This window comes from Arthrobacter sp. PvP023 (genome assembly GCF_017832975.1).
GTDB lineage: Bacteria > Actinomycetota > Actinomycetes > Actinomycetales > Micrococcaceae > Arthrobacter.
Genome location: NZ_JAFIBI010000001.1, coordinates 2,920,934 through 2,939,380 on the forward strand (window position 1 = coordinate 2,920,934; position 18,447 = coordinate 2,939,380).

At 62.6% G+C, this 18,447-nt stretch carries 16 protein-coding genes; 5 read left to right on the forward strand and 11 right to left on the reverse strand.

What is annotated here, in order from left to right:
- Nucleotides 1-10: 10 nt before the first annotated feature.
- On the reverse strand, nt 11-418 hold the full coding sequence (locus tag JOE31_RS13455; RefSeq protein WP_026536895.1) for a hypothetical protein: 408 nt from the start codon (nt 416-418) through the stop codon (nt 11-13).
- Nucleotides 419-635: 217 nt separating this feature from the next.
- On the opposite strand from JOE31_RS13455, the gene JOE31_RS13460 reads away from it, so the two are divergent.
- Nucleotides 636-1,598, forward strand: a complete 963-nt coding sequence (locus tag JOE31_RS13460; RefSeq protein ID WP_209745385.1) for a LysR family transcriptional regulator — start codon at nt 636-638, stop codon at nt 1,596-1,598.
- Here the strand turns inward: JOE31_RS13460 and JOE31_RS13465 are convergent.
- On the reverse strand, nt 1,595-1,732 hold the full coding sequence (locus tag JOE31_RS13465) for a hypothetical protein (RefSeq protein ID WP_209748704.1): 138 nt from the start codon (nt 1,730-1,732) through the stop codon (nt 1,595-1,597). The genes JOE31_RS13460 and JOE31_RS13465 overlap by 4 nt on opposite strands.
- A 108-nt stretch (nt 1,733-1,840) precedes the next feature.
- On the opposite strand from JOE31_RS13465, the gene JOE31_RS13470 reads away from it, so the two are divergent.
- Both JOE31_RS13470 and JOE31_RS13475 read left to right on the forward strand, forming a co-directional pair.
- Nucleotides 1,841-2,710, forward strand: coding sequence for a CdaR family transcriptional regulator (locus JOE31_RS13470; protein ID WP_245199179.1), 870 nt, complete (start codon nt 1,841-1,843; stop codon nt 2,708-2,710).
- A 293-nt stretch (nt 2,711-3,003) separates the two neighbouring features.
- Complete coding sequence (locus JOE31_RS13475; RefSeq protein ID WP_209745388.1) at nt 3,004-4,113, forward strand: hypothetical protein; 1,110 nt, start codon at nt 3,004-3,006, stop codon at nt 4,111-4,113.
- Between the two features lie 877 nt (nt 4,114-4,990).
- Here JOE31_RS13475 and JOE31_RS13480 read toward each other — a convergent pair.
- From JOE31_RS13480 to JOE31_RS13520, 9 genes are all read right to left on the reverse strand, one after another.
- Nucleotides 4,991-6,082 (reverse strand): nitrilase-related carbon-nitrogen hydrolase, encoded by a 1,092-nt coding sequence (locus JOE31_RS13480; protein WP_209745391.1) that lies wholly within the window; start codon nt 6,080-6,082, stop codon nt 4,991-4,993.
- Between the two features lie 181 nt (nt 6,083-6,263).
- On the reverse strand, nt 6,264-7,256 hold the full coding sequence (locus JOE31_RS13485; RefSeq protein WP_209745394.1) for a LacI family DNA-binding transcriptional regulator: 993 nt from the start codon (nt 7,254-7,256) through the stop codon (nt 6,264-6,266).
- Nucleotides 7,257-7,405: 149 nt separating this feature from the next.
- Entirely contained in the window at nt 7,406-8,119 is a 714-nt protein-coding gene (locus tag JOE31_RS13490; protein ID WP_209745397.1) for a gluconate 2-dehydrogenase subunit 3 family protein, read from the reverse strand.
- A 38-nt stretch (nt 8,120-8,157) separates the two neighbouring features.
- Complete coding sequence (locus tag JOE31_RS13495; RefSeq protein WP_209745400.1) at nt 8,158-9,810, reverse strand: GMC family oxidoreductase; 1,653 nt, start codon at nt 9,808-9,810, stop codon at nt 8,158-8,160.
- A gap of 43 nt (nt 9,811-9,853) precedes the next feature.
- Nucleotides 9,854-10,804 (reverse strand): aldo/keto reductase, encoded by a 951-nt coding sequence (locus tag JOE31_RS13500; RefSeq protein ID WP_209745402.1) that lies wholly within the window; start codon nt 10,802-10,804, stop codon nt 9,854-9,856.
- A gap of 44 nt (nt 10,805-10,848) precedes the next feature.
- Nucleotides 10,849-11,913 (reverse strand): ABC transporter permease, encoded by a 1,065-nt coding sequence (locus JOE31_RS13505; RefSeq protein WP_209745405.1) that lies wholly within the window; start codon nt 11,911-11,913, stop codon nt 10,849-10,851.
- Between the two features lie 38 nt (nt 11,914-11,951).
- Nucleotides 11,952-13,535, reverse strand: a complete 1,584-nt coding sequence (locus JOE31_RS13510) for a sugar ABC transporter ATP-binding protein (RefSeq protein WP_245199180.1) — start codon at nt 13,533-13,535, stop codon at nt 11,952-11,954.
- A 60-nt stretch (nt 13,536-13,595) separates the two neighbouring features.
- Nucleotides 13,596-14,690: a substrate-binding domain-containing protein gene (locus JOE31_RS13515; RefSeq protein WP_209745408.1), complete on the reverse strand. Its 1,095-nt coding sequence runs from the start codon at nt 14,688-14,690 to the stop codon at nt 13,596-13,598.
- Between the two features lie 744 nt (nt 14,691-15,434).
- Entirely contained in the window at nt 15,435-16,541 is a 1,107-nt protein-coding gene (locus JOE31_RS13520) for a LacI family DNA-binding transcriptional regulator (protein WP_209745412.1), read from the reverse strand.
- A 209-nt stretch (nt 16,542-16,750) separates the two neighbouring features.
- Here JOE31_RS13520 and JOE31_RS13525 point away from each other — a divergent pair, with 209 nt between their 5' ends.
- Together JOE31_RS13525 and JOE31_RS13530 are read left to right on the forward strand one after the other, a co-directional pair.
- Entirely contained in the window at nt 16,751-17,236 is a 486-nt protein-coding gene (locus JOE31_RS13525; protein WP_209745415.1) for a hypothetical protein, read from the forward strand.
- Nucleotides 17,237-17,286: 50 nt separating this feature from the next.
- The gene (locus JOE31_RS13530) at nt 17,287-18,447 is read left to right on the forward strand and encodes a substrate-binding domain-containing protein (RefSeq protein WP_209745418.1); all 1,161 of its coding nucleotides are present in this window, start codon (nt 17,287-17,289) and stop codon (nt 18,445-18,447) included.

Consider the following 18,447-nt stretch of genomic DNA (forward strand, 5'->3'; position numbering starts at 1 on the left):
CTCCTATGGTCTAGACGGGTGCGCCGGTTGAGCGCAGCAGTTCGATCTGGCGGGTGAGGCAGCGCAGGTTCTGCATCAGGACCAGGACGTCGCCCTCCAGCTTCATGTCGCGCTGGAACGTGGCGGCCCAGATGCCGTGGTACATGGGAGCCGGGACGGGCTTGCCGAATTCACCCCAGGTGTGGGCGCTGGCCCGGATGGCGAACTGGTAGGGCACCTCGATGGGTCCCGGGTCCACGGAAATCTGGGCGATGGTGCCGGACACCACCCGGACAACAAAGGTGTGCGCCTCCATGTCCAGCAGGTAGGAGCAGGTGAAGTACTTTCCGTGGGCCTGAATTTCCGGGTCCTGGTTGTTGGCCTCGGTGAAGCTCTGAACCCAGGATTCTACAGAAGGGGCACGTGTTGCGACCGTCATTTCGTTGTTCCTCTCGTTGAACTCGCGGAGGGTCGGACTTCTCTGTCCGAGCCTCGAAAGCGGGGTTTCTGGAGCGCCTTTGCGACTATCTCCGTTGGCAACCCTTCGCTGTTTCCATTGCAGTCGCCGTGACCCCGAACGGTCCAATACCTGTCCACTATCCACCGATAGCCTGAAACTATTGGACCCCGATTGCGGCGGAGCTTACAGTTGAACGATGCAGCAGCCACAGCTAGACCTGCGCGTTCTGCAGTACTTCGTCGCCGTCGCAGAAGAGCTGCATTTTGGTCGAGCCGCTGCCCGACTTCATATCGCGCAGCCATCCCTCAGCGTCCAAATACGGAAGCTTGAACACTCGCTCGGCACTCCCCTGCTGATCCGGACCAGCCGCAGCGTCTCCCTGACCAGCGCAGGGGACGTCCTGCTGGGTGAAGCTAAGCGCCTTTTATCCGCCGCGGAGCGCGCCGTTTCGTTGACGCGTGAGGTCGCGAGCGGCGTGCGGGGCACCTTGATAGTCGGCTTCCAGGCCAACGCGGCTGCTGAACTGACCCCGCGAATCCTCGCAGCGTTCAAGAACAACCACCCGGAAATCCACGTGCAGATGAGGTCCTTCGATTTCGCTGACCCCACAGCGGGGTTGGCCGATGGAAGCGCTGACGTGGCATTTGTGCGGCCGCCCCTGCCGGCGGCTGACTGGCTCGCCATGGAGACACTGTTCATTGAGCCGCGGGTCCTCGTAGTTGCCAGCAGTTCCCGCTTTGCCGGGCTGTCTGAAGTCTCGGTCGAACAGGTCGTTGATGAGTCCTTCGTCGCCCGCAAGGCTCCGGATAAGTGGAGGGATTTCTGGCTCGCAACCCAGGCCCGCGGCGGGCAGCCGGTCCGTATGGGCACTCAGGTAGCCACCGTCGACGAATGTTTCGAAGCCATCATGGGTGAGCGGGGCATTGCGTTCACTCAGGCCTCGACCCAACGCTTCTATGACCGTCCCGGGCTGTCTTTCATCCCGGTCAGAGACGTCCCGCCCTCTCCGCTGTCGATTGCATGGCGCACTGACGTCAATGACGGGCTGGCGCGCGAGTTCGTGGAGACGGCCCGGACCCTGGCCTCCTTCGGGGGCGTACCAAACCTCGTCGACTCCCCTCTGCCTGCCTCGCTGTCCTCTTCGCTCCAGTCCAATTAGCGCCACTGACGATCGCAGTGCAGCCAAGAAATGCCGCCAACGATCGTCTGGGCGACCTTGCCGTCCTCGATCAGCAGGGCACCGCCGGGATTGACGTCCTCGCGGAGGGACTTGAGCGTCTGGAACGGGGACACGCGCGGCCCATAAGGGACGATGGCGGGAAACCGCCCGCACCAGTCCGCGAACCGCGAAGGCTCGTTGCGCTTGCCGTTTCACACGGCGAGGTGTTGGGAGCTATTTGTATGCTGGAAACCGACAGGCCGGTAACAGCCGCCAACGTCTTCGCTTTGAAGTACGCAACACGGCTCTTGGAGGTCGAGTTGTCGCACCGCCGCAGCCTGGCCCGGCTGGAACTGAGGCTGGGGCGCGACCTGGTGGACGAACTCGTGTCCGGAATGGATGGCGCGACCGCACGCGTTCGTACCGAGGCATTGGGATATGACATTAGTGGTCCGCAGCACGTCATCGTGGCGGAGTGGCAGCCGCCAAGAACCGACGATACTGTCGTGGTCGCACTGCGCAGGACGTTGTTGGAACTTCGTTCATCCGCGCTCGTTTCACGGCGCGCGGACATGGCTGTTGCCGTGGTTCGTGGAGATCCGTTGGGTGCCGAGGTCTTTTCCGTTGTCGCCAGGACCCTACGAACTGCCACCGGGGCCATGGGCATCGGCGGTCCAAGCCTGGATGTCGCCCAGATTCCGCGCTCCTTCTCGGAAGCCCTGCAAGCGCTGCACATTCGGGCCGGTTCAATCGATCGCTACGGTGTCACCCGCTTTGATCAACTGGGGATCTACCGCATTTTGGAGACAGCTGGAGGCGAACCGGATCTGGCAGGCTATGTCGACGAGTGGCTCGGTAACCTTCAACGCGCTGACGCCAGCCGGGGGTCTGACCTGGTGCAAACCCTGGCCCAGTACCTGGACCACGGCGGCAACTATGACAGTACGGCCGAGAGCCTGAGCATCCATCGAAGCACTCTGCGTTACCGCCTGAAGTCGATCCGGCAGATCAGCGGCTTCGATCTTGCCGATCCCGAGACCCGACTAAACCTGCACGTCGCAACGCGTGCATGGCGCCTTCGTCCGCACGGCGCCCCGTTTCACGTCCCATAGCAGGCATCAACAGGCCGAACAGCCGCGGTGAAGGCGGTGCCGGCTGACCTGCCGGATTCGAATATCGGCAGTTCTGGACGGGCGGGGCAATGCCACTTCCATGGCGCCAGAGGAACTCCTGGGTGAGGCCGCGGCCGTCAGCCCCCGACCGAGTGAGCGGGGGAAGCCTGTAGGGCCACGGACCGCGGCGGCCCCGAACAGACCCCACGGAATGAGACATCGGAAACCCGTGTCCACTGCGACGGCGACCTCCAAGTCGCTGGTCATGGACACTGAATCATAGGAGTCAGGGTGTGCCGGAAAGTTCGGGCGACGTGAACCCCACCATTGCCCGTACGCTGGGCGTTCTCGCCGAGCCGGAGGTCACCGCGGAGTTTGCCGAGCGTAACGGCCGCGAAGTGGGCCTTCTTCTCAACCTTGCCGATGAGCGCCACGACTGGTCTGTGGTGATCGAGTACCAGGATTTTACGGCTGGCAATGGGTTGGCGCCGATGCTGGAGTCCATGGCGAAGCACCGGATCCTCCGTGCATGGGATGTCATGGTGTGCCTGACCGATCTTCCGATACGTTTCGAGGGCCGGACGGTGGTCGCGGAAGTTGCGCTTGGGGAGCCGATCTCCCTGGTGTCGTTGCCCGCGCTCGGCGCCGTCAACATCGACCGCCGGGTCCGCACTGCCGTCGCCGACCTCGGCTGGGCGATGCACCGCCATTTCGATCCCGAGGATGACGCCGGGGAATTCGGTCCGCCCTCCCTGCACCAATCGCGGCATATCGAGACCGCTGTTCTTGACGACGGGCCGATTGGATTCCGCTATGTCTCAGCGACCCGCCTCGGCCGCGGGCGGTTGCTGGCGGGCATGCTGCGGGCGAACCGTCCTTGGCGGCTGGTCTTCGGATTGAGAAGCGCAATGGCTGCCGCAATCGCCACGGGCGCCTTCGCGCTTGTCACGGACACAATCTGGCAGCTCGCAGACCTGCTGGGGGCACCGAGGTTAACGTTGCTGATGGTCCTTTCGATTGGTTCGATGGTGTTCTGGATCATCACCCAACACGATCTGTGGGAAAGCCCCCGGCGCGACGATTCCCTCGAACGATACAAGGCCTCCCTATATAACATCTCTACAGTGTGGTCGTTGGTGATCGGCGTCGTGATCAGCTACGTCCTGCTGTTCGTGGCTGTGCTGCTGGCCGCGGCGTTCACAATCGACGATGTCTTATTGGCGCTGACCCTGAAACATCCCGTGACTTTTTGGGACTTTGCGGAAGTCGCATGGATGACGACATCGGCGGCGCTCATCGGTGGTGCGTTGGGCTCGGGATTCGAGTCAAAGGACGACATTCTACGGGCGGCCTACGGCCAACGGGAACGTCATCGCCGCCAGTCGATGGACGCAGGCGATTAATCCGGCCTTGCCGGAGGCACGTGCGGGGCAAAATCGTCGCCCGGATGCCCGGAGGCAGCTACGCTCGATTCGTCCCGAAGAGTCACTAAGTGGGGCCAGAAATAGCCGTCCTACCGGGGCCATCCAAACCTGTCACAGCCACCCGCCCGTGCGCCGCGACCATTGACCGGTTGACCGGTTGACCCGTAAGGGCACCAACATCGAAAACCGTACCGGCTCCTACCGCTTCGCTCACACTATTGCACAGGCCATTCCAGGCTCGGATACTCCCCCGGCGGTCCAGCCGTCATGGCTGCCTGATCCACGCCCCTATCCCGCAGCCTGAAAGGGTCGGCGCGCCAGATCTCTCCCGAGGGGCCACCGATCTGCCTTCCTTCCGAGGCATTGGTCACGATCAGCTGCCAAGTCCGTGCCATTGACCAGTGGACTCCACAACCACGGGACCGGCCCAATATGGGGGCCGGGCAATCCCGAAGGTATAGGTCTTTTCTTTTCTATTACCCGGCGCCCGGGCAGGGATCCCCCCGTTCCACGTCCGGTTCCAAGGCCCAGGCCGCCCGATGTAACACATTCGAGAGTCGGCCACGGAGGCGGCTGACTCGTCTACGGTTTCTCATGGCGCCTCCGGGTTCGATTACGGGGGCCCCGGGCAACGCACTGAGGGCTTCGGTATTGATAGCGCCGAGGAGCGGGTAGGCCAGCTGGGAATAATCCATTGTCTTCTTCTTGTCTCGCCAGGCGGCCGCGGCCGACAACGACCACAACCGACCGGTAACTAAGTCTGCTTATCATATTGTGAATCGTTCAGCTCAGAAACAGCCGAGCCACAAGAGTTGGCCGGGGTGCGCGAAACGCGCTCCCCGGCCAACTTCCCTACTTATGCCCTGTAGCCCGAGGGCGGTGTGAGCACGCCGCGCTCGATGAGTTTCTCGATATTGGCGGCCCGGGTTGAGTCTTCCCGGGCGAGCCATCCCTCGCTCGGCGGCGCGTCGAGGTACTGGTTCTTCGGGTAAATCGGGTTGTCGTAGATGACCCGGTACTGCTCGGTGCGCAGGTCCTTGAACTGGTTGTACAGGCCGTTGGCGACCCGGGCCCGACGGAGCGCTTCGATGTCGATTGTGGTGCAGACGAACGAGTCGCCCGAGGTCCAGCCCTGCTGCTTCGTGAGGATCTGCCCGCGTGGACCGACGATCATGGACTGGCCGCCGAACAGGTCCTGCATGCTCCCGTCGTCGCGGACTTCGGGCCCCAGGTTCGGAGCGACGACGTACGCCGAGTTGAACATGGCGTGTGCCCGGTTCTGCAGTTCCCACATGCCGTTTTGGACGGCCGGCTCGATCAGGGTGCCCCGAATAATGATCTCGGCGCCGTTCATCGCGAGCCCACGCGGCACCTCGGGGTAGACACCCTCGTGGCAGATGGCGTACCCAATGTTGCCGATCTCAGTCTTAGCCACAGGGAAGATGGCGTCCATTGCGTTGCCGTTTCCCTTCTTTTCAATCCACTCGTCCCACACGTCGTGCGGGTTCATGTTGCCGAGCATGCCGCCTTCGTAGGCATCACTGGTGGCCTTGTAGCGCTTGTAGATGATCTCGCCCTGCGGATCGATGATGAAGGCGACATTGAAGTGGCGGTCCGGGAAGTCCTCGTCCTTGACCATGTACAGCTCGGCAGCGATGTAGGTATTGAGCTCCACGGCCTTCTTCGCCAGCTCGTCCGTCTCCGGACCAGGGATCGTCACGGCAAAGTGGGCCTCCTTCTTACGGTTCCCAGGCGTGTTGGCCATCATGCCCTGGATCGCCATCTCGGGCAGGACTACCAGCTTGACCGGAGAGCCTTCCCAGGCGCCGACCATGACCGCCGTGTCGATGAATTCGTTGATGCGCTTGACGTTGGCGACGCCGTCGCCGGGATTCTTCACATTGATTGTCCGCGGCGAAACCGCAACGACGACAAATGGATCGACCATTGTTTTCTCTCTTTTCTCTTCTTTGAGTACCTGAGTTAGCGCTAACTCACGATATTCCGGTTAGGTGGGAAATTGCAAGACCTTTGGGTTCATAGCTTTTCAAGAAGCGGCTAGGGCCCTCTTCAGTTCCCAGCCAAGGAGTTCAGCCCCGAGTAGGACTGTAGGTAGTCAGCGGAGTGGTTTAGCGCTGACTTGGGGGTGGCGCTGTGGTGTCGCGGAGTACCAAACGCGGTTCCAAAAGAGGGATATCTCCCTCAGCCTCGTCTTTTATCATGGCCAAAATGCGACCCACAGCAATGTGGCCGATGGCTTCGAAATCAAGCCTTACGGTCGTTAGTGCCGGACGAAAGAAGGGCGCTTCTTTGACGTCGTCAAATCCCACGACGCTGACATCTCCCGGGACGTCGCGCCCGGCCTCGTCCAGTGCCTTGATCACTCCCAGCGCGAAGGGATCATTGGCGGCGAAGACTGCTGTGACGTCCTCCCTTGCGGCGAGCTCACGGCCGACGCGATATCCCTCGGCGGCTGACCAGTCGGTCGTTGCGATCGGCGTCGGAACGAAACGTCCAGACGCCCCCAGTTCCGCTGCCCATCCCTGGACCCGGGCGGATGTTGCCATCCATCCGGGCGGGCCTTGGACGTGCCACACTGTTTCGTGCCCGAGGTCCAGCAAGTGGCGCACCACCATCCGGGCACCACGTACTTCGTCAACGGAAACGCTTGTCGGGCTCGGGTGCGATCCTTGCTGGAACGTCACCACGGGGACACCGATGTCGAGGTCCTCGAGCACAGTGATCGCATCCAGCAGGGGCGCGAGCACGATCACGCCGTCAACCGTGTCCGAATTGATGGATTCGAAGGCAGCCCGGATATCACGGCGTTCGAGACTGGCCAGAGTGACTAAACGCGTCGCGTAGCCATGTTTCCGGGCTTCCTCGGAGATACCGTACAGGGCTACCGTAGGTCCCAGGACAGACAGTTCGAAGCTGACAACACCGATCGTCATGGTCCGGTTGCTGGCGAGAGCCGCGGCCGCGGGATTTCGACGGTACCGCAGTTGGGCGATTGCGTGTTCGACGCGTTCACGGATGTCCGGATCGACATTGGTCGCTCCCCTGACAACCCGCGACACCGTCTGCTGGGACACCCCGGCGAGCCGGGCAACGTCGGACATCCGGGGAGCCTTTGACCTGGAGGCCAGCCGCTCCCCGCGCCCATTGGAGTTTCGGGCGTTTGAGGGAGCGGGGGTCGTGGACACATCTACATTATCCCCGGATACCCCCGGGCAGCCACGGAACGTGGCTCCGGTCGGCGCGCCAACTGTCACGGGCGCCGGTACCGCAGGACCTCAGGATGCTGGTCGTATGGCCACTCGGCTCCCTCCACCATGTACTTGCGGGTGGTGTAGGTGCCGTCCATGGTTGAGGCCAGCGACGGAGGTCCATCGAAGCCGATGACACCCCAACCGACGCGGTTCTCGTTCCCTCCGTACACCGGGTCGCCGTAAAACCCCTGACGGGTGTTAAGCACCAGAAGCGGGAAGAACTCCAGAAAGTCCTCGTTGACCGGTTGGTTTCCTGCCGGCGCGCCCCCAAGGCCAACCTCGGTATGCTCCAGTGAAAAAGCGTTGGGCTTGGCCAAGCCCGACAGCGTCTCGAGCACCGCGTCCTGGTCCGCTTCCGTCAGTTCGATGAACTCGGCGTCTGCACGCTCTTTCGCCAGCCGGTCCAACTCCACAACGCCCTCGCGGTAAAACTCCCGGCGCTGCTTGATTCGCTCCTGCCATGCGGCCTCCTCGAGGCCCTCCATCCGGAGGAACCCGTTGCCGTCCGCTGCCGGAAAGATGAACTGCGTTCCGGCGAGCATCCGGTCAATGAAGCGGACCACCCTGGCCTCGCGCGCACCCGGGTGGTGGTCGGCGGGGATAATCCGGGCCGACGCCGCTTCGATCGTGTTCCACTCGTGCTCGGTAAAGAAGACCGGCCCGTCCACGTCCCGTGTTGAGATGGGTACCGTAGCCCATTCCGCCTGTCCCATATGGCATCTGTCCTTTCGTGTCCTGTATGAAGTGCGAATCAGTTGTCGGACCAGCCGTGGCGGTCCACCTGGAGGATATGGTCAGAGCACCTCCAGGCGTTGGCCATGATCGTCAGGGCCGGGTTGATGCCGGTCGCCGTCGGGAAGAAACTCGCGTCGAAAACGTAGAGGTTTGGTACTTCATGCGAGCGGCACCAGCGGTCCACGACGGACGTCGCCGGATCATTGCCCATCCGGGCGGTGCCCAGTTCATGCGAGGTGTTGCCCGTGATCCGTTCCATATTGACCGGAATGACCTTCTTCGCCCCGGCAGCCTCGAGGATTTCCCCGTTCTTGGCAACCTGCCAGCGTTCCTGGGCAAAGTCGTTGGAGTGGGGCGTGTGGGTAATACGGGCCACCGGAAGACCCCATGCGTCTTTGACGTTCGGGTCAAGGTCGACACGGTTGTCCTCCACCGGCAGGTCGTGCAGGAGGACACCGATTTTCATGCTGTGGTTGAAAAAATCGCGGTCGGCGTCCTTGGCCGCCTGGCCCCACGTAGGCCGGCCGGGGAAGCTCCAGTTCACCGGGTGGCCGATCATTGACGGGAAAATCAGTGATCCCAGGATGTGGCCCCGGCTCTCGTCCGTCTCGTAGAAGTCGAACGAACACAGGCTCATGTAGTGGCCCGCCCACCCGTAAAGCGGGTCGCTGACCTCGCGGTCGAACAAGCCGACCGAGAATGAGTACTGATGGAAGGTGGCGTTCTTACCGACCATGCCGCTGCCGTTGCCGAGTCCGTCCGGGAAGAGCCCTGACTTCGACATGAGCAGCAGGCGTGGGGTTTCGATGCCGCCGCCACAGACGATCACGGCTTTCGCGTGCTGGACGAACTCGTCGCCGTCCTCGTCCTGGTAACGGACACCGGTGGCGCGGCCGTCCTTGCCTACGAGTATCTCGCTCACGTAGGAATCGGAGCGGAGGTCGTAGCGCCCGGTCGCAACCGCGTCCGGAATGAAGCTGATCAGCGTGGATGACTTGCCTGTTCCCGGGTCCGGGTACTGCTGCCAGAAGCCGTTCTCACTGAATGGCTGACGTCCCCGATAGGGTTCGGTGACCATGCCCTGCGGCATGGGGAACGTGCCATGCCCGAGCTTTGACATCGCGGTGGCGAAGGTCCGTCCAATCTGGCTCAGCGGTGATGGCTTGGTGGGGTAGCCGCGGCTGCGCCACGCTTCCCACTTGTTCGCTCCGGCAAGGCCCGACGTGCCGAACTCCCACTCAACGCGTGTGTAGTACGGCTCCAGTTCGTCATAGGAGATGGGCCAGTCAACCAGGCTTGCGCCCGGAACATCGCCGTGCAGGCTGCGCAGCTTGAAATCGCTCTCCGCCATACGCGGAACCATGCCACCCCAGTGGGTGGTGCCGCCGCCGACGACCTGCGGCGTGGCGGAAAAGTTGGTGATTTCCGCCTCTACCTTGTCGTTTGGGCGGTAGGTCCGCGGTTTGATCTTCGGGTCCTGCCAGATGAAATTCCGGTTGAGGAACTTGAGTTCGTCCCCCGAGGCGTGCTCGGGCTTTAGCCAGGGCCCACGCTCGAGGCCTACCACCTTCAGGCCGGCCTCCGACAGCACCTTTGCCGCGGTTGCCCCGCCGGCGCCCGCACCGACGATGACGACATCTACCGGCTCAGGCTGCTTCTTCCTGGTCATTGCTTCGTTTCCTTTCGTAAATTCCTGCTACCCGCCCCGGTAGTTAGACCGTCACGGCTTCGATGCCGTTGCGTCCCTCGCGTGCAAGGGGCAGGAGCTGGTCCCAGAGTTCCTGGGGGATGTCGTGGTTGAGCAGGCCGAGGGTCTCCTCGACCCGGCCCGGCTGGGACATTCCGACGATGGTCGACGCCACGCGCTCATCACGGACCGAGAATTGCAGGGCAGCTGCTGCCAGCGGGACGCCGTGCTGCCCGCACAGTTCTTCCATGCGCAGGACCCTGTCGATCGTCGCCTGGTCCACGGGCGCGTAGCAGTACCGCGGGACGGCCCTCGGTCCCTTGACGAGCATCCCGCCGCCGAACGGGGCGGCGTTGACGAAGGCGACTCCGCGGCGGGCCGCGTCTTCCAGGAGCGGCTCGGCGGTCTGTTCAACGAGGGTGTAGCGGTTGTGACTGATGACGGCGTCGAATGCGTCCGTGGCCAGGTACTGCAGCTCCAGGTCGATCGGGCCCCCGGCTACGCCCAGGTACTGGATAACACCCTGGTCCCGGAGATCGATGAGGGCTTCCAGCGGTCCGCCCTTGGCCACCCCCTCCTCGAAGGAGATCTTCTCGGGGTCGTGCAGGTAGACGAGCTGGAGTCTATCGAGGCCGAGGCGCTCGAGGCTCTCCTCGATTGAACGGCGGACACGGTCCCCGGAGAAGTCGGCGCTGCCGGGAAGCGGGTCGACTTTCGTGGCGACGACGTAACCCTCGGGGATGCCGCCGCGCTCGGCGATGGCCCGGCCAATCCGCTCTTCACTTGCACCCCCGCCGTACTCATTCGACGTATCAATGAAGGTAAAGGGCCCGTCGAAGACACGCTGAATAGTAGCGACGGCGGTGTCTTCATCGACCTCGTAACCGTATTGGGCGGGAAAGCTGCCGAGCGCACTGGTACCGACACATATATCGGAGACGGTCAGGCTGGTGCGGCCAAAGGGGCGAATGGACATGGTTCCTGCTTTCTGGAGCTGAATGGGAAGACGGGGGTAGGCGGTCAGACGGCGCGGGTGCGCGGGAAATGTTTCGAGAAGAATCCGGAGATCCTCTGGACGCCGCCTGCGCTGGAGAGGAAGACGGCGAGGATGATGACTGCGCCCTTGATGACCAGCTGCGGCTCGGAGGAGATCCCGACGAGGTTCATGATGTTGATGATGGTGGTCAGGATGAACACCCCGATCACCGCGTTCAGGGGATCACCCTTTCCGCCCATGAGGGAGGCGCCGCCCACGACGACGGCTGCGATGGCGTCGAGCTCGTAACCTACACCGATGAGCGAGCTTCCCTGCCTCAGCTGGGAGGCGGCGATGAGGCCTGCCAGGCCGGCGAGCACCCCGGAGATGGTGTAGGTGATGATCAGGTTCCGTGCGACCGGCAGGCCCGAAAGCCGCGAGGCTTCAGGGTTGCCGCCAATAGCGTAGAGCGAGCGGCCGAACGTAGTGTATTTGGCCACGAGCGCCGCGGCCACGGCCACGATAATGAAGATCAGGACGGGGTGGCGGATCCCGAGGAAGCTGCCGCGGGAGAAGGTCTCAATGATCCACTGGTCGCGGATCTCGATCAGGCTTGTTGACTGGATGATGTAGCTGAAGCCCTTGACGGCGCTCATCATGGCGAGCGTGGCGATGAACGGGGGGATGTTCAACCAAACGACGAGGATGCCGTTGATCAGTCCGGCTGCAGCGCAGCAGGCAAGCACGAACACAACGGACGCGCCGGCGGGCATCCCGGCCTGCAAGGTCAGTGCCGTGATTACCGTGGACATGGCGAGGATCGAGCCTACGGAGAGGTCAATTCCGCCCGTCAGGATGACAAAATATTGGCCGATCGCCAGCACGACGACGATCGAGGCGGCCGTGATCACGTTCTCGGCATTGCGGAACGTCAAGAAGTCGTCGGAGACGTAGTAGCCCACCGCGATGATCGCGAGAAGCACGAGGATAAGGTAGCTCTTTGGCAGGGCGCGGAGGGCGCTGCCCCGCAGTCGGGAGCTGATACTTGCTGAGGGCGATGGGGAGGGCGCGCCGCTCTTTGGCGGCAGGGACGACAAGGTCCGGGACATGGTTGTACTCCTGAATAGAAACTGATTGAGGGGGGCCGTCAGGCGAAGCGCTCGAGAATGGCGTTGCCGGAGGGGTCGATGTCGTCGTGATCGAGTTCGGCGACGACTTTGCCGCGCGCCATCACGAGGACGCGATCGCACATCATCGCCTCCGTAATCTCCGAGCTCGCCACCACGACGGTTCCTCCCGCCTGGGCGAACTCGCGGATGAGCTCGTACATGTCCTCCTTCGCCCCGACGTCCACGCCGCGGGTTGGTTCGTCGCACACGAGGATGCGCGACTGGCGGACAAGCCAGCGGGCCAGGATGGCCTTCTGCTGCGTTCCCCCGCTCAGCGTTTTGAGCGGTTGGTGCACCCCGGACACCTTCATGCCGAGCCGGGCCACCATCTCCCCGGCCACACTGCGCTCCCGCCGGGACTGGATCACGCTCAGCCTGCTGAATTGCGGCAGGCTGGCGAGCGTGATGTTGCCTGCAACACCCATGTCCGGGATGAAGCCCGCTGCCTTGCGGTCCTGCGGCAGCAGTCCGATCCCCCGGCGGATCGCGTCGCGGGGGGCACGGAAGTCCACCGCTTTCCCATCGACGCGGATCTCGCCGGAGGTCCGCCTTCTCGCACCGGCGATGAGGCCGGCCAGTTCTGACTGGCCGCTGCCGATGAGCCCGGAGATGCCGAGCACTTCGCCTTCACGCAGCTCGAACGACACCCTGTCCACATGCCCCTGCTCGGAGAGGTCGCGGGCAGAGAGAATGACATTCTCCCGGGGACCGGCCCCCAGGCTGGGCGAGCGTTCCCCGCGGAGGGCCGCATCGGCAATGGAGCCTTCAAGGCTCTTGCCGACCATTGCCGTGACGACGTCGGCGGGCTTGGAACTTGCCGTTATCAGGTCGGCGGCGTTCACGCCATCGCGCAGCACGGTGACGGCGTCACAGAGCGAAAACAGCTCATCCATGCGGTGCGAAATGTATAGCAGCGTCACGCCTTGTTCCGAAAGGGAGCGGAGGACGGTGAACAGCCGCTCGACATCGGGCAAGGGCAAGGTGGAGGTGGGTTCATCCAGGAGCAGGACCCGGGCGTCCTTGTGCAGGGCCTTGGCCAACTCCACGGCCTGTTGTTCCGCTGTGGAGTAACTTCCCACGGGGCGGCGGACATCGAGATGGAAACCTACGCGGTCCAGCGCGGTCCGGGCTTCGGCCTGCATGCGCTGCCAGTCGACGGAGGCCCCCGCCCGTCGAGGCAGCTGGCCAAGGAAGATATTCTCCGCCACCGAAAGGGACGGCACGAGCGAGAGTTCCTGGTAAATGGTGTGGATCCCGGCGCGCTGGGCGTCCATCGGATCACGGAAGCGCTGAAACTCGCCGCCAAGGCGTATGCTTCCGCTGTCCGGGGACTCCGCTCCGGAGAGAATCTTGACGAGTGTCGACTTGCCTGCGCCGTTCTGCCCGGCAAGTGCATGAATGGATCCACGGGCGACGCTGAAGCTGACTCCCTTCAGCGCCTGGACGCCAGGATAGGACTTGGTGACGCCATCGAGCCGCAGCTCCGAAGCGCCGTCGTGGGTGTCTCGTGCCGTCTCCGCCGCTGCGGTGGAAGGCGAGACCGGGTTATGGGCGAGCATCATGCTCCTTATATAGGGCTCTGGATGGATCGGCCGGCCGCGGGGCGGCGCCGGTCAGGGAGCTCAGTTTTTTGCGCGGACGTAGGTGTCCGAGGGGACGTAGTACTCTGGCGCCTCGACGGGCGTGATCACCGTCGTGTCGATGTAGTTCGTCTTGTCCGGGCACTGGGACTGGTCGCCATTGAAGGCGGCAAGTGCCATCCGTACGGCGGCAACTCCCTGGTCCCACGGCTGGTTGGACGCGTCGGCCTGCAACGGACCCTTGGGGTCGTCCACCATTTCCTTAATGGCTCCCATGCCGCCGTCGTAGCTGGCCATGATGATCCCGTCGCCCCAGAGCCCGGCCTGCTGAAGCCCCTGGACAATGCCGCCGTGCATGACGTCGCTCATGCTGTAAATGACCTTGAGGTCCGGGTTGGCGGTGGCAACGTCCCGTATCGGGGCGAGCGCCTTGTCCGGCTTCCACTCCCCGTACTTCGTTTCGAGCTTCACCGTGGTGACGCCCGGGTGCTTTTCCATCACGCGGTTCCAGCCAGCCATAAAGCCGTTAAACCGCAGGTCGCTCAGCACGTCACCCGGGAAGCCTCCGATACCGACAAGCTTGATCTGGCCGTTGTCACCGTACTTCTCGAGCGCCTTCTGGGCAGCGACTTCCCCGGCGAGTGAACCGGTATGTTCCTGGTCCTCCGCAACGTAGCAGAACATGTCTGGGACCAGCGACTTATCCAGACTTGAGTTGACGGTGACGACAGGTATGCCTGCATCCTTAAGCGCTTGAACTGAGGGGCCGACGCCGATCGGGTCGTTCGGGTTCATGACGACGACGTCCACGCCCTTGGTGATGAGGGTCTGCACGTCAGCGTTCTGCCGGACGGTGTCACCATTAGCATCAAGCAACTCGAGTCGCGCCCCGACCTTGCTTGCCTCGGCCTGACCGCCCTCGACAAGGGTCTTCCACCAGTCACTGCCGCTGATGCCTCGCTGGCTCCAGCCGATGACCAGTCCCTTGCCTGTTGCCTTCGCCTCCTCATCGGCGGCGGCAGCCGCCCCACTCTTGCAGCCAGCGAGTCCGAGCGTTGCGACAGTCAGGATTGAAGCGCAAAGGGCCGCCGCGGCCAGCCTACTGCTCCGACGGGTTCCAGTTTTGGTTCTTTGCATGAACAACACTTCCTTGTGTTCGTGAGTGCCCCAGTTTGGGGCTTCGTGAGCTAAGTTACACCGTGAGTTAGCGCACTATCAAGAGCTTTCAAGAAATATGTTAAGGACTTCGAATCTCGCTGGCTAGGGATCAAGATAAGCGCAAGCAAAGGGATTTTACTCATTGTCTGGTACTCAATTTAGCCGTAGCATTGTTGAGTTACCGCTAATTCAAGCCCTCTAGGGGAGCTGCCGGAAGGAGGGGTTGCGCCCAAATACGGGAGGCGAGGCTCGCTCCGGCAGCAACCCGAGCGACATGGGGAACGTGGCCGCCTCAGGCGGTGTGGGCGTATCTTTCGCGGATCCAGGCAAGCCGTTAGGCGTCGATCCGTGAGGGGTCCTTCACGGTGAATTCATTGTGCCACCAGTAGGCCGACGCAGGCTCGGCTCTGTGAATCCGTGCCTATTCGAGTTCCCTAGTCAGGACAGTGCTGACCAGAATCGCACCACGACGCGGATGGATACCAAGAAACGCACGCCCGTGGACTGCGTGGAACGACGACACGTTCTCCTACAGCTCACACCCCCGCCAGCGCAGATATCTTGTCCAGAAGCGAACCGTATACGGTGGAAGAATTCCGGCCGCCATCAATGCGTTCTCTTGCTGTGCGAGGCATTTCATCAACCATACGACCGAAGGACGCAGCACATACTCCGACAACGCGAACGGTCGTCAGACGGGACTAACCGGATGCATGCTGCCGCTCACGTTTTGTTTGGAGGCGTTCCAGGTGTGTTTTGGTGAGGTGCTTTGGGGGTGGCACGAGTGGCGCTGCTGCGCACTACAAGCGTCGGCGTGATTGGCGTACGGTCGACGTCCCGGCCCTCCATGGCGCCGAGGAGCACCTCCGTGCTCATAAGTGCCAGCGCGGTAAAGTCCTGGCGCACGGTGGTCAGGGGCGGCAGGAAATAGTCTGACCCTTCGATGTCGTCGAATCCGACGACACTGACGTCGTCCGGGACGCGGATGCCGTTTTCGGCGAGAGCGCGAATAAGCCCAAGGGCGGTATGGTCGCTGGCTGCGAAGATCGCCTGAGGGATCCTTCCCTCCCGGACGAGCTGGAGGCCCGTCTCGTAGGCCCATTTGGGGCTCCAGTCGCCCTCGATGCACAGTCCTGGTGCAAGTCCGGCATCACGGAGCGCGGCCTCCCAGCCGCGCTTGCGTACGCGTCCGTCGAACCAGTCCATGGAGCCGGCGAAGTGGGCGATGTCGGTGTGGCCCAGGTCTATGAGGTGCTGGGTGGCCAGCCTCGCTCCGAGCTCCTGGTTTTCTGAGTATGTGAAGACGTTTGGAGTTGATGATGCTCCGGCCGCAATCATCTCCACTGGTACACGGCATGAGGCGTTCCAGACAGCTGCTGCCATGTCGACGAGAGGTGCGATGACTATGATCCCCCCGACGCCGGTATCGTCCAGGGTGTCGAGGGCGGCTTGCACAGACTCTTCATAGGGTTTTTCGACACTGATAACGGTTGTGGCGTAGCCCTTCTTACGCGCAATGTTCTCAAGGGCCATGAGCGTCCCGACAGGGCCGAATCGTGGCGAGCCGTCCGAGAGTATGCCGATGGAAGTTGACCGGCTGGTGACCAGCGCGGTCGCGGCCCGATTCCGCCGGTACCCGATGTCTTTAACGATCTGCAGAACTCGTTCGCGAGTTGAAGCACTGACGTCCGGCGCGTTGTTGAGGACTCGCGAAACAGTCCCGAATGAGACGCCAGCGATTTGTGCCACATCGTTGATAGTCGGCTTCCGCCGCAAGGAAGTGTCCGGAAGTCGCTCATTCGCCTCGCGGGGGATCGCTGTTCCTCTCACGTGCTCTCCTGTCCTGCACTGGCCGGGCCGAGTCCGCGGTCGTTGCGTGCGTCTTAATCTTACGTCGCCGCGGGCTTCCCGAAACTCAAACCGGCCCGGAGCGTGATGGTTGACACACACGTCCGTAAACGTTTACGATTTGGAGCGTAAACGTTTACGGTATCGGCGTAAACGTTGACGGAGTCAGACTTCAACGAAGAGGGAACGGTATGAGCAACACCATCGTCGATGCACTTTTACTCGATCCCAGCGTTGGGCTACGAAATATTGACCCTGCCCAGTGGGCCAATTTGGAAGTGCTCCTGACGGACGCAGCACGTGATGATCTCGCAGCCGCTGTCCGCACCTTCGTCTCCGCAGGCTCCTCGGGCGTCGTCGGCATCTTCGATGACAACCTCCTTTGGGCGAGCCTGGTGGTCTCCGTCGACCAATCAGGCGCGCCGACGTCACTGTCAACCATTGACGGCTCGGTCACCGAGACAGCCGGCGCTGAAATGACCAAAGCGGCAGGCGAAGCGGTCCGGTGGGTTCAAGCCCATCACGGACCGTGTTCCCTGGGCCTCTTCGTCGACAAAGTGCGGGCAGAGGCGGTCCTGACGTCGTCAGACAAGGCCGCTGCTATCCGCACGGCCGCCGCCGCCGGCGGGCTCGTCCTCTCGCCGGTTCCCCCGGCCCTCGCCATAGCCCTGGCCTGACCCAACACCACCATCCCACCTATCCATACACTCACAAGCACTGGAGAACAATGATGATCCGCAGGCTTCCCATTGTGGCCTTGGCCGCAGCCCTGTCCCTTTCCGTCGCTTCCTGCAGCAGTTCGACAACGGGCACCTCAAACGCTCCCGATGCAGGGGTGTCCGAGAAAGCCCAGCAGGCCCTTGACAAGATCAAGGGACAGGTCCTGAGCAAGGGGCCCAACGGCGAGACGCCCTCCCCGTCATCCGTTGCGGATCTGACGCCCGACGAGATCGAGAAGGTCAAGGCACTCAACGCCAAGGCCGCAATCGTGATGCACTACGGCGGCAACGACTGGGCAACCGCCCAAACCAACGGGCTTAAGAGCGAATTCGAAAAGCTCGGTATCAAGGTCATCGCCACAACCGATGCGAACTTCAAGCCGGACAAGCAGGTTTCGGACATCGAGACTGTCATGACGCAGAACCCGGACGTCATCGTCTCCATCCCCACGGACCCCGTGGCAACGGCCTCCGCCTACAAGAAAGTCGCGGCCGCCGGAACCAAGCTCGTCTTCATGGACAACATTCCCCAGGGGCTGACTGCCGGCAAGGACTACGTCTCTGTCGTCTCCGCCGACAATTACGGCAACGGCGTCGTTTCCGCCCACCAAATGGCCAAGGCCATCGGTGGCAAGGGAAAGATCGGACTCGTCTTCCACCAAGCCGACTTCTTCGTGACCAAGCAGCGCTATCAGGGATTCAAGGAAACGATCACCAAGGAGTACCCCGACATCAAGATCGTCGAGGAAAAGGGCATCGCCGGGCCGGACTTCGCAGGAGACGCCCAGGCCGCTGCGAACGCCATGCTGAGCAAATACGCCGACCTGTCGGGCATCTGGGCGGTCTGGGACGTCCCCGCAGAAGGTGTCATGGCCGCAGCCCGTGCTGCAGGCCGACAGGATTTGAAGATCGCCACTGAGGACCTTGGCAAGAACGTCGCCATCGCCTTGGCCAAAGACCAACTCATCGTCGGCCTCGGGGCCCAGGTTCCGTTCGACCAAGGCGTTACGGAGGCCCGGCTGGCCGCAGGAGCGCTCATCGGGAAAAAAGCGCCGGCATATGTGGCGCTGAGTGCACTCCCCGTTGACCATTCCAACGTCCTCGAAGCCTGGAAGCAGGTTTACCACGAGGACGCTCCCAAGGACATTCAAGAGTCCTACAAAAAGTAG

What these genes read in the sequence shown, in the direction of transcription:
- JOE31_RS13455 (WP_026536895.1), bottom strand. Translation starts at nt 418, where the DNA reads ATGACGGTCGCAACACGTGCCCCTTCTGTAGAATCCTGGGTTCAGAGC.
- JOE31_RS13460 (WP_209745385.1), top strand. Translation starts at nt 636, where the DNA reads ATGCAGCAGCCACAGCTAGACCTGCGCGTTCTGCAGTACTTCGTCGCC.
- JOE31_RS13470 (WP_245199179.1), top strand. Translation starts at nt 1,841, where the DNA reads ATGCTGGAAACCGACAGGCCGGTAACAGCCGCCAACGTCTTCGCTTTG.
- JOE31_RS13480 (WP_209745391.1), bottom strand. Translation starts at nt 6,082, where the DNA reads ATGGTCGATCCATTTGTCGTCGTTGCGGTTTCGCCGCGGACAATCAAT.
- JOE31_RS13485 (WP_209745394.1), bottom strand. Translation starts at nt 7,256, where the DNA reads ATGTCCGACGTTGCCCGGCTCGCCGGGGTGTCCCAGCAGACGGTGTCG.
- JOE31_RS13490 (WP_209745397.1), bottom strand. Translation starts at nt 8,119, where the DNA reads ATGGGACAGGCGGAATGGGCTACGGTACCCATCTCAACACGGGACGTG.
- JOE31_RS13495 (WP_209745400.1), bottom strand. Translation starts at nt 9,810, where the DNA reads ATGACCAGGAAGAAGCAGCCTGAGCCGGTAGATGTCGTCATCGTCGGT.
- JOE31_RS13500 (WP_209745402.1), bottom strand. Translation starts at nt 10,804, where the DNA reads ATGTCCATTCGCCCCTTTGGCCGCACCAGCCTGACCGTCTCCGATATA.
- JOE31_RS13505 (WP_209745405.1), bottom strand. Translation starts at nt 11,913, where the DNA reads ATGTCCCGGACCTTGTCGTCCCTGCCGCCAAAGAGCGGCGCGCCCTCC.
- JOE31_RS13510 (WP_245199180.1), bottom strand. Translation starts at nt 13,535, where the DNA reads ATGATGCTCGCCCATAACCCGGTCTCGCCTTCCACCGCAGCGGCGGAG.
- JOE31_RS13515 (WP_209745408.1), bottom strand. Translation starts at nt 14,690, where the DNA reads ATGCAAAGAACCAAAACTGGAACCCGTCGGAGCAGTAGGCTGGCCGCG.
- JOE31_RS13525 (WP_209745415.1), top strand. Translation starts at nt 16,751, where the DNA reads ATGAGCAACACCATCGTCGATGCACTTTTACTCGATCCCAGCGTTGGG.
- JOE31_RS13530 (WP_209745418.1), top strand. Translation starts at nt 17,287, where the DNA reads ATGATGATCCGCAGGCTTCCCATTGTGGCCTTGGCCGCAGCCCTGTCC.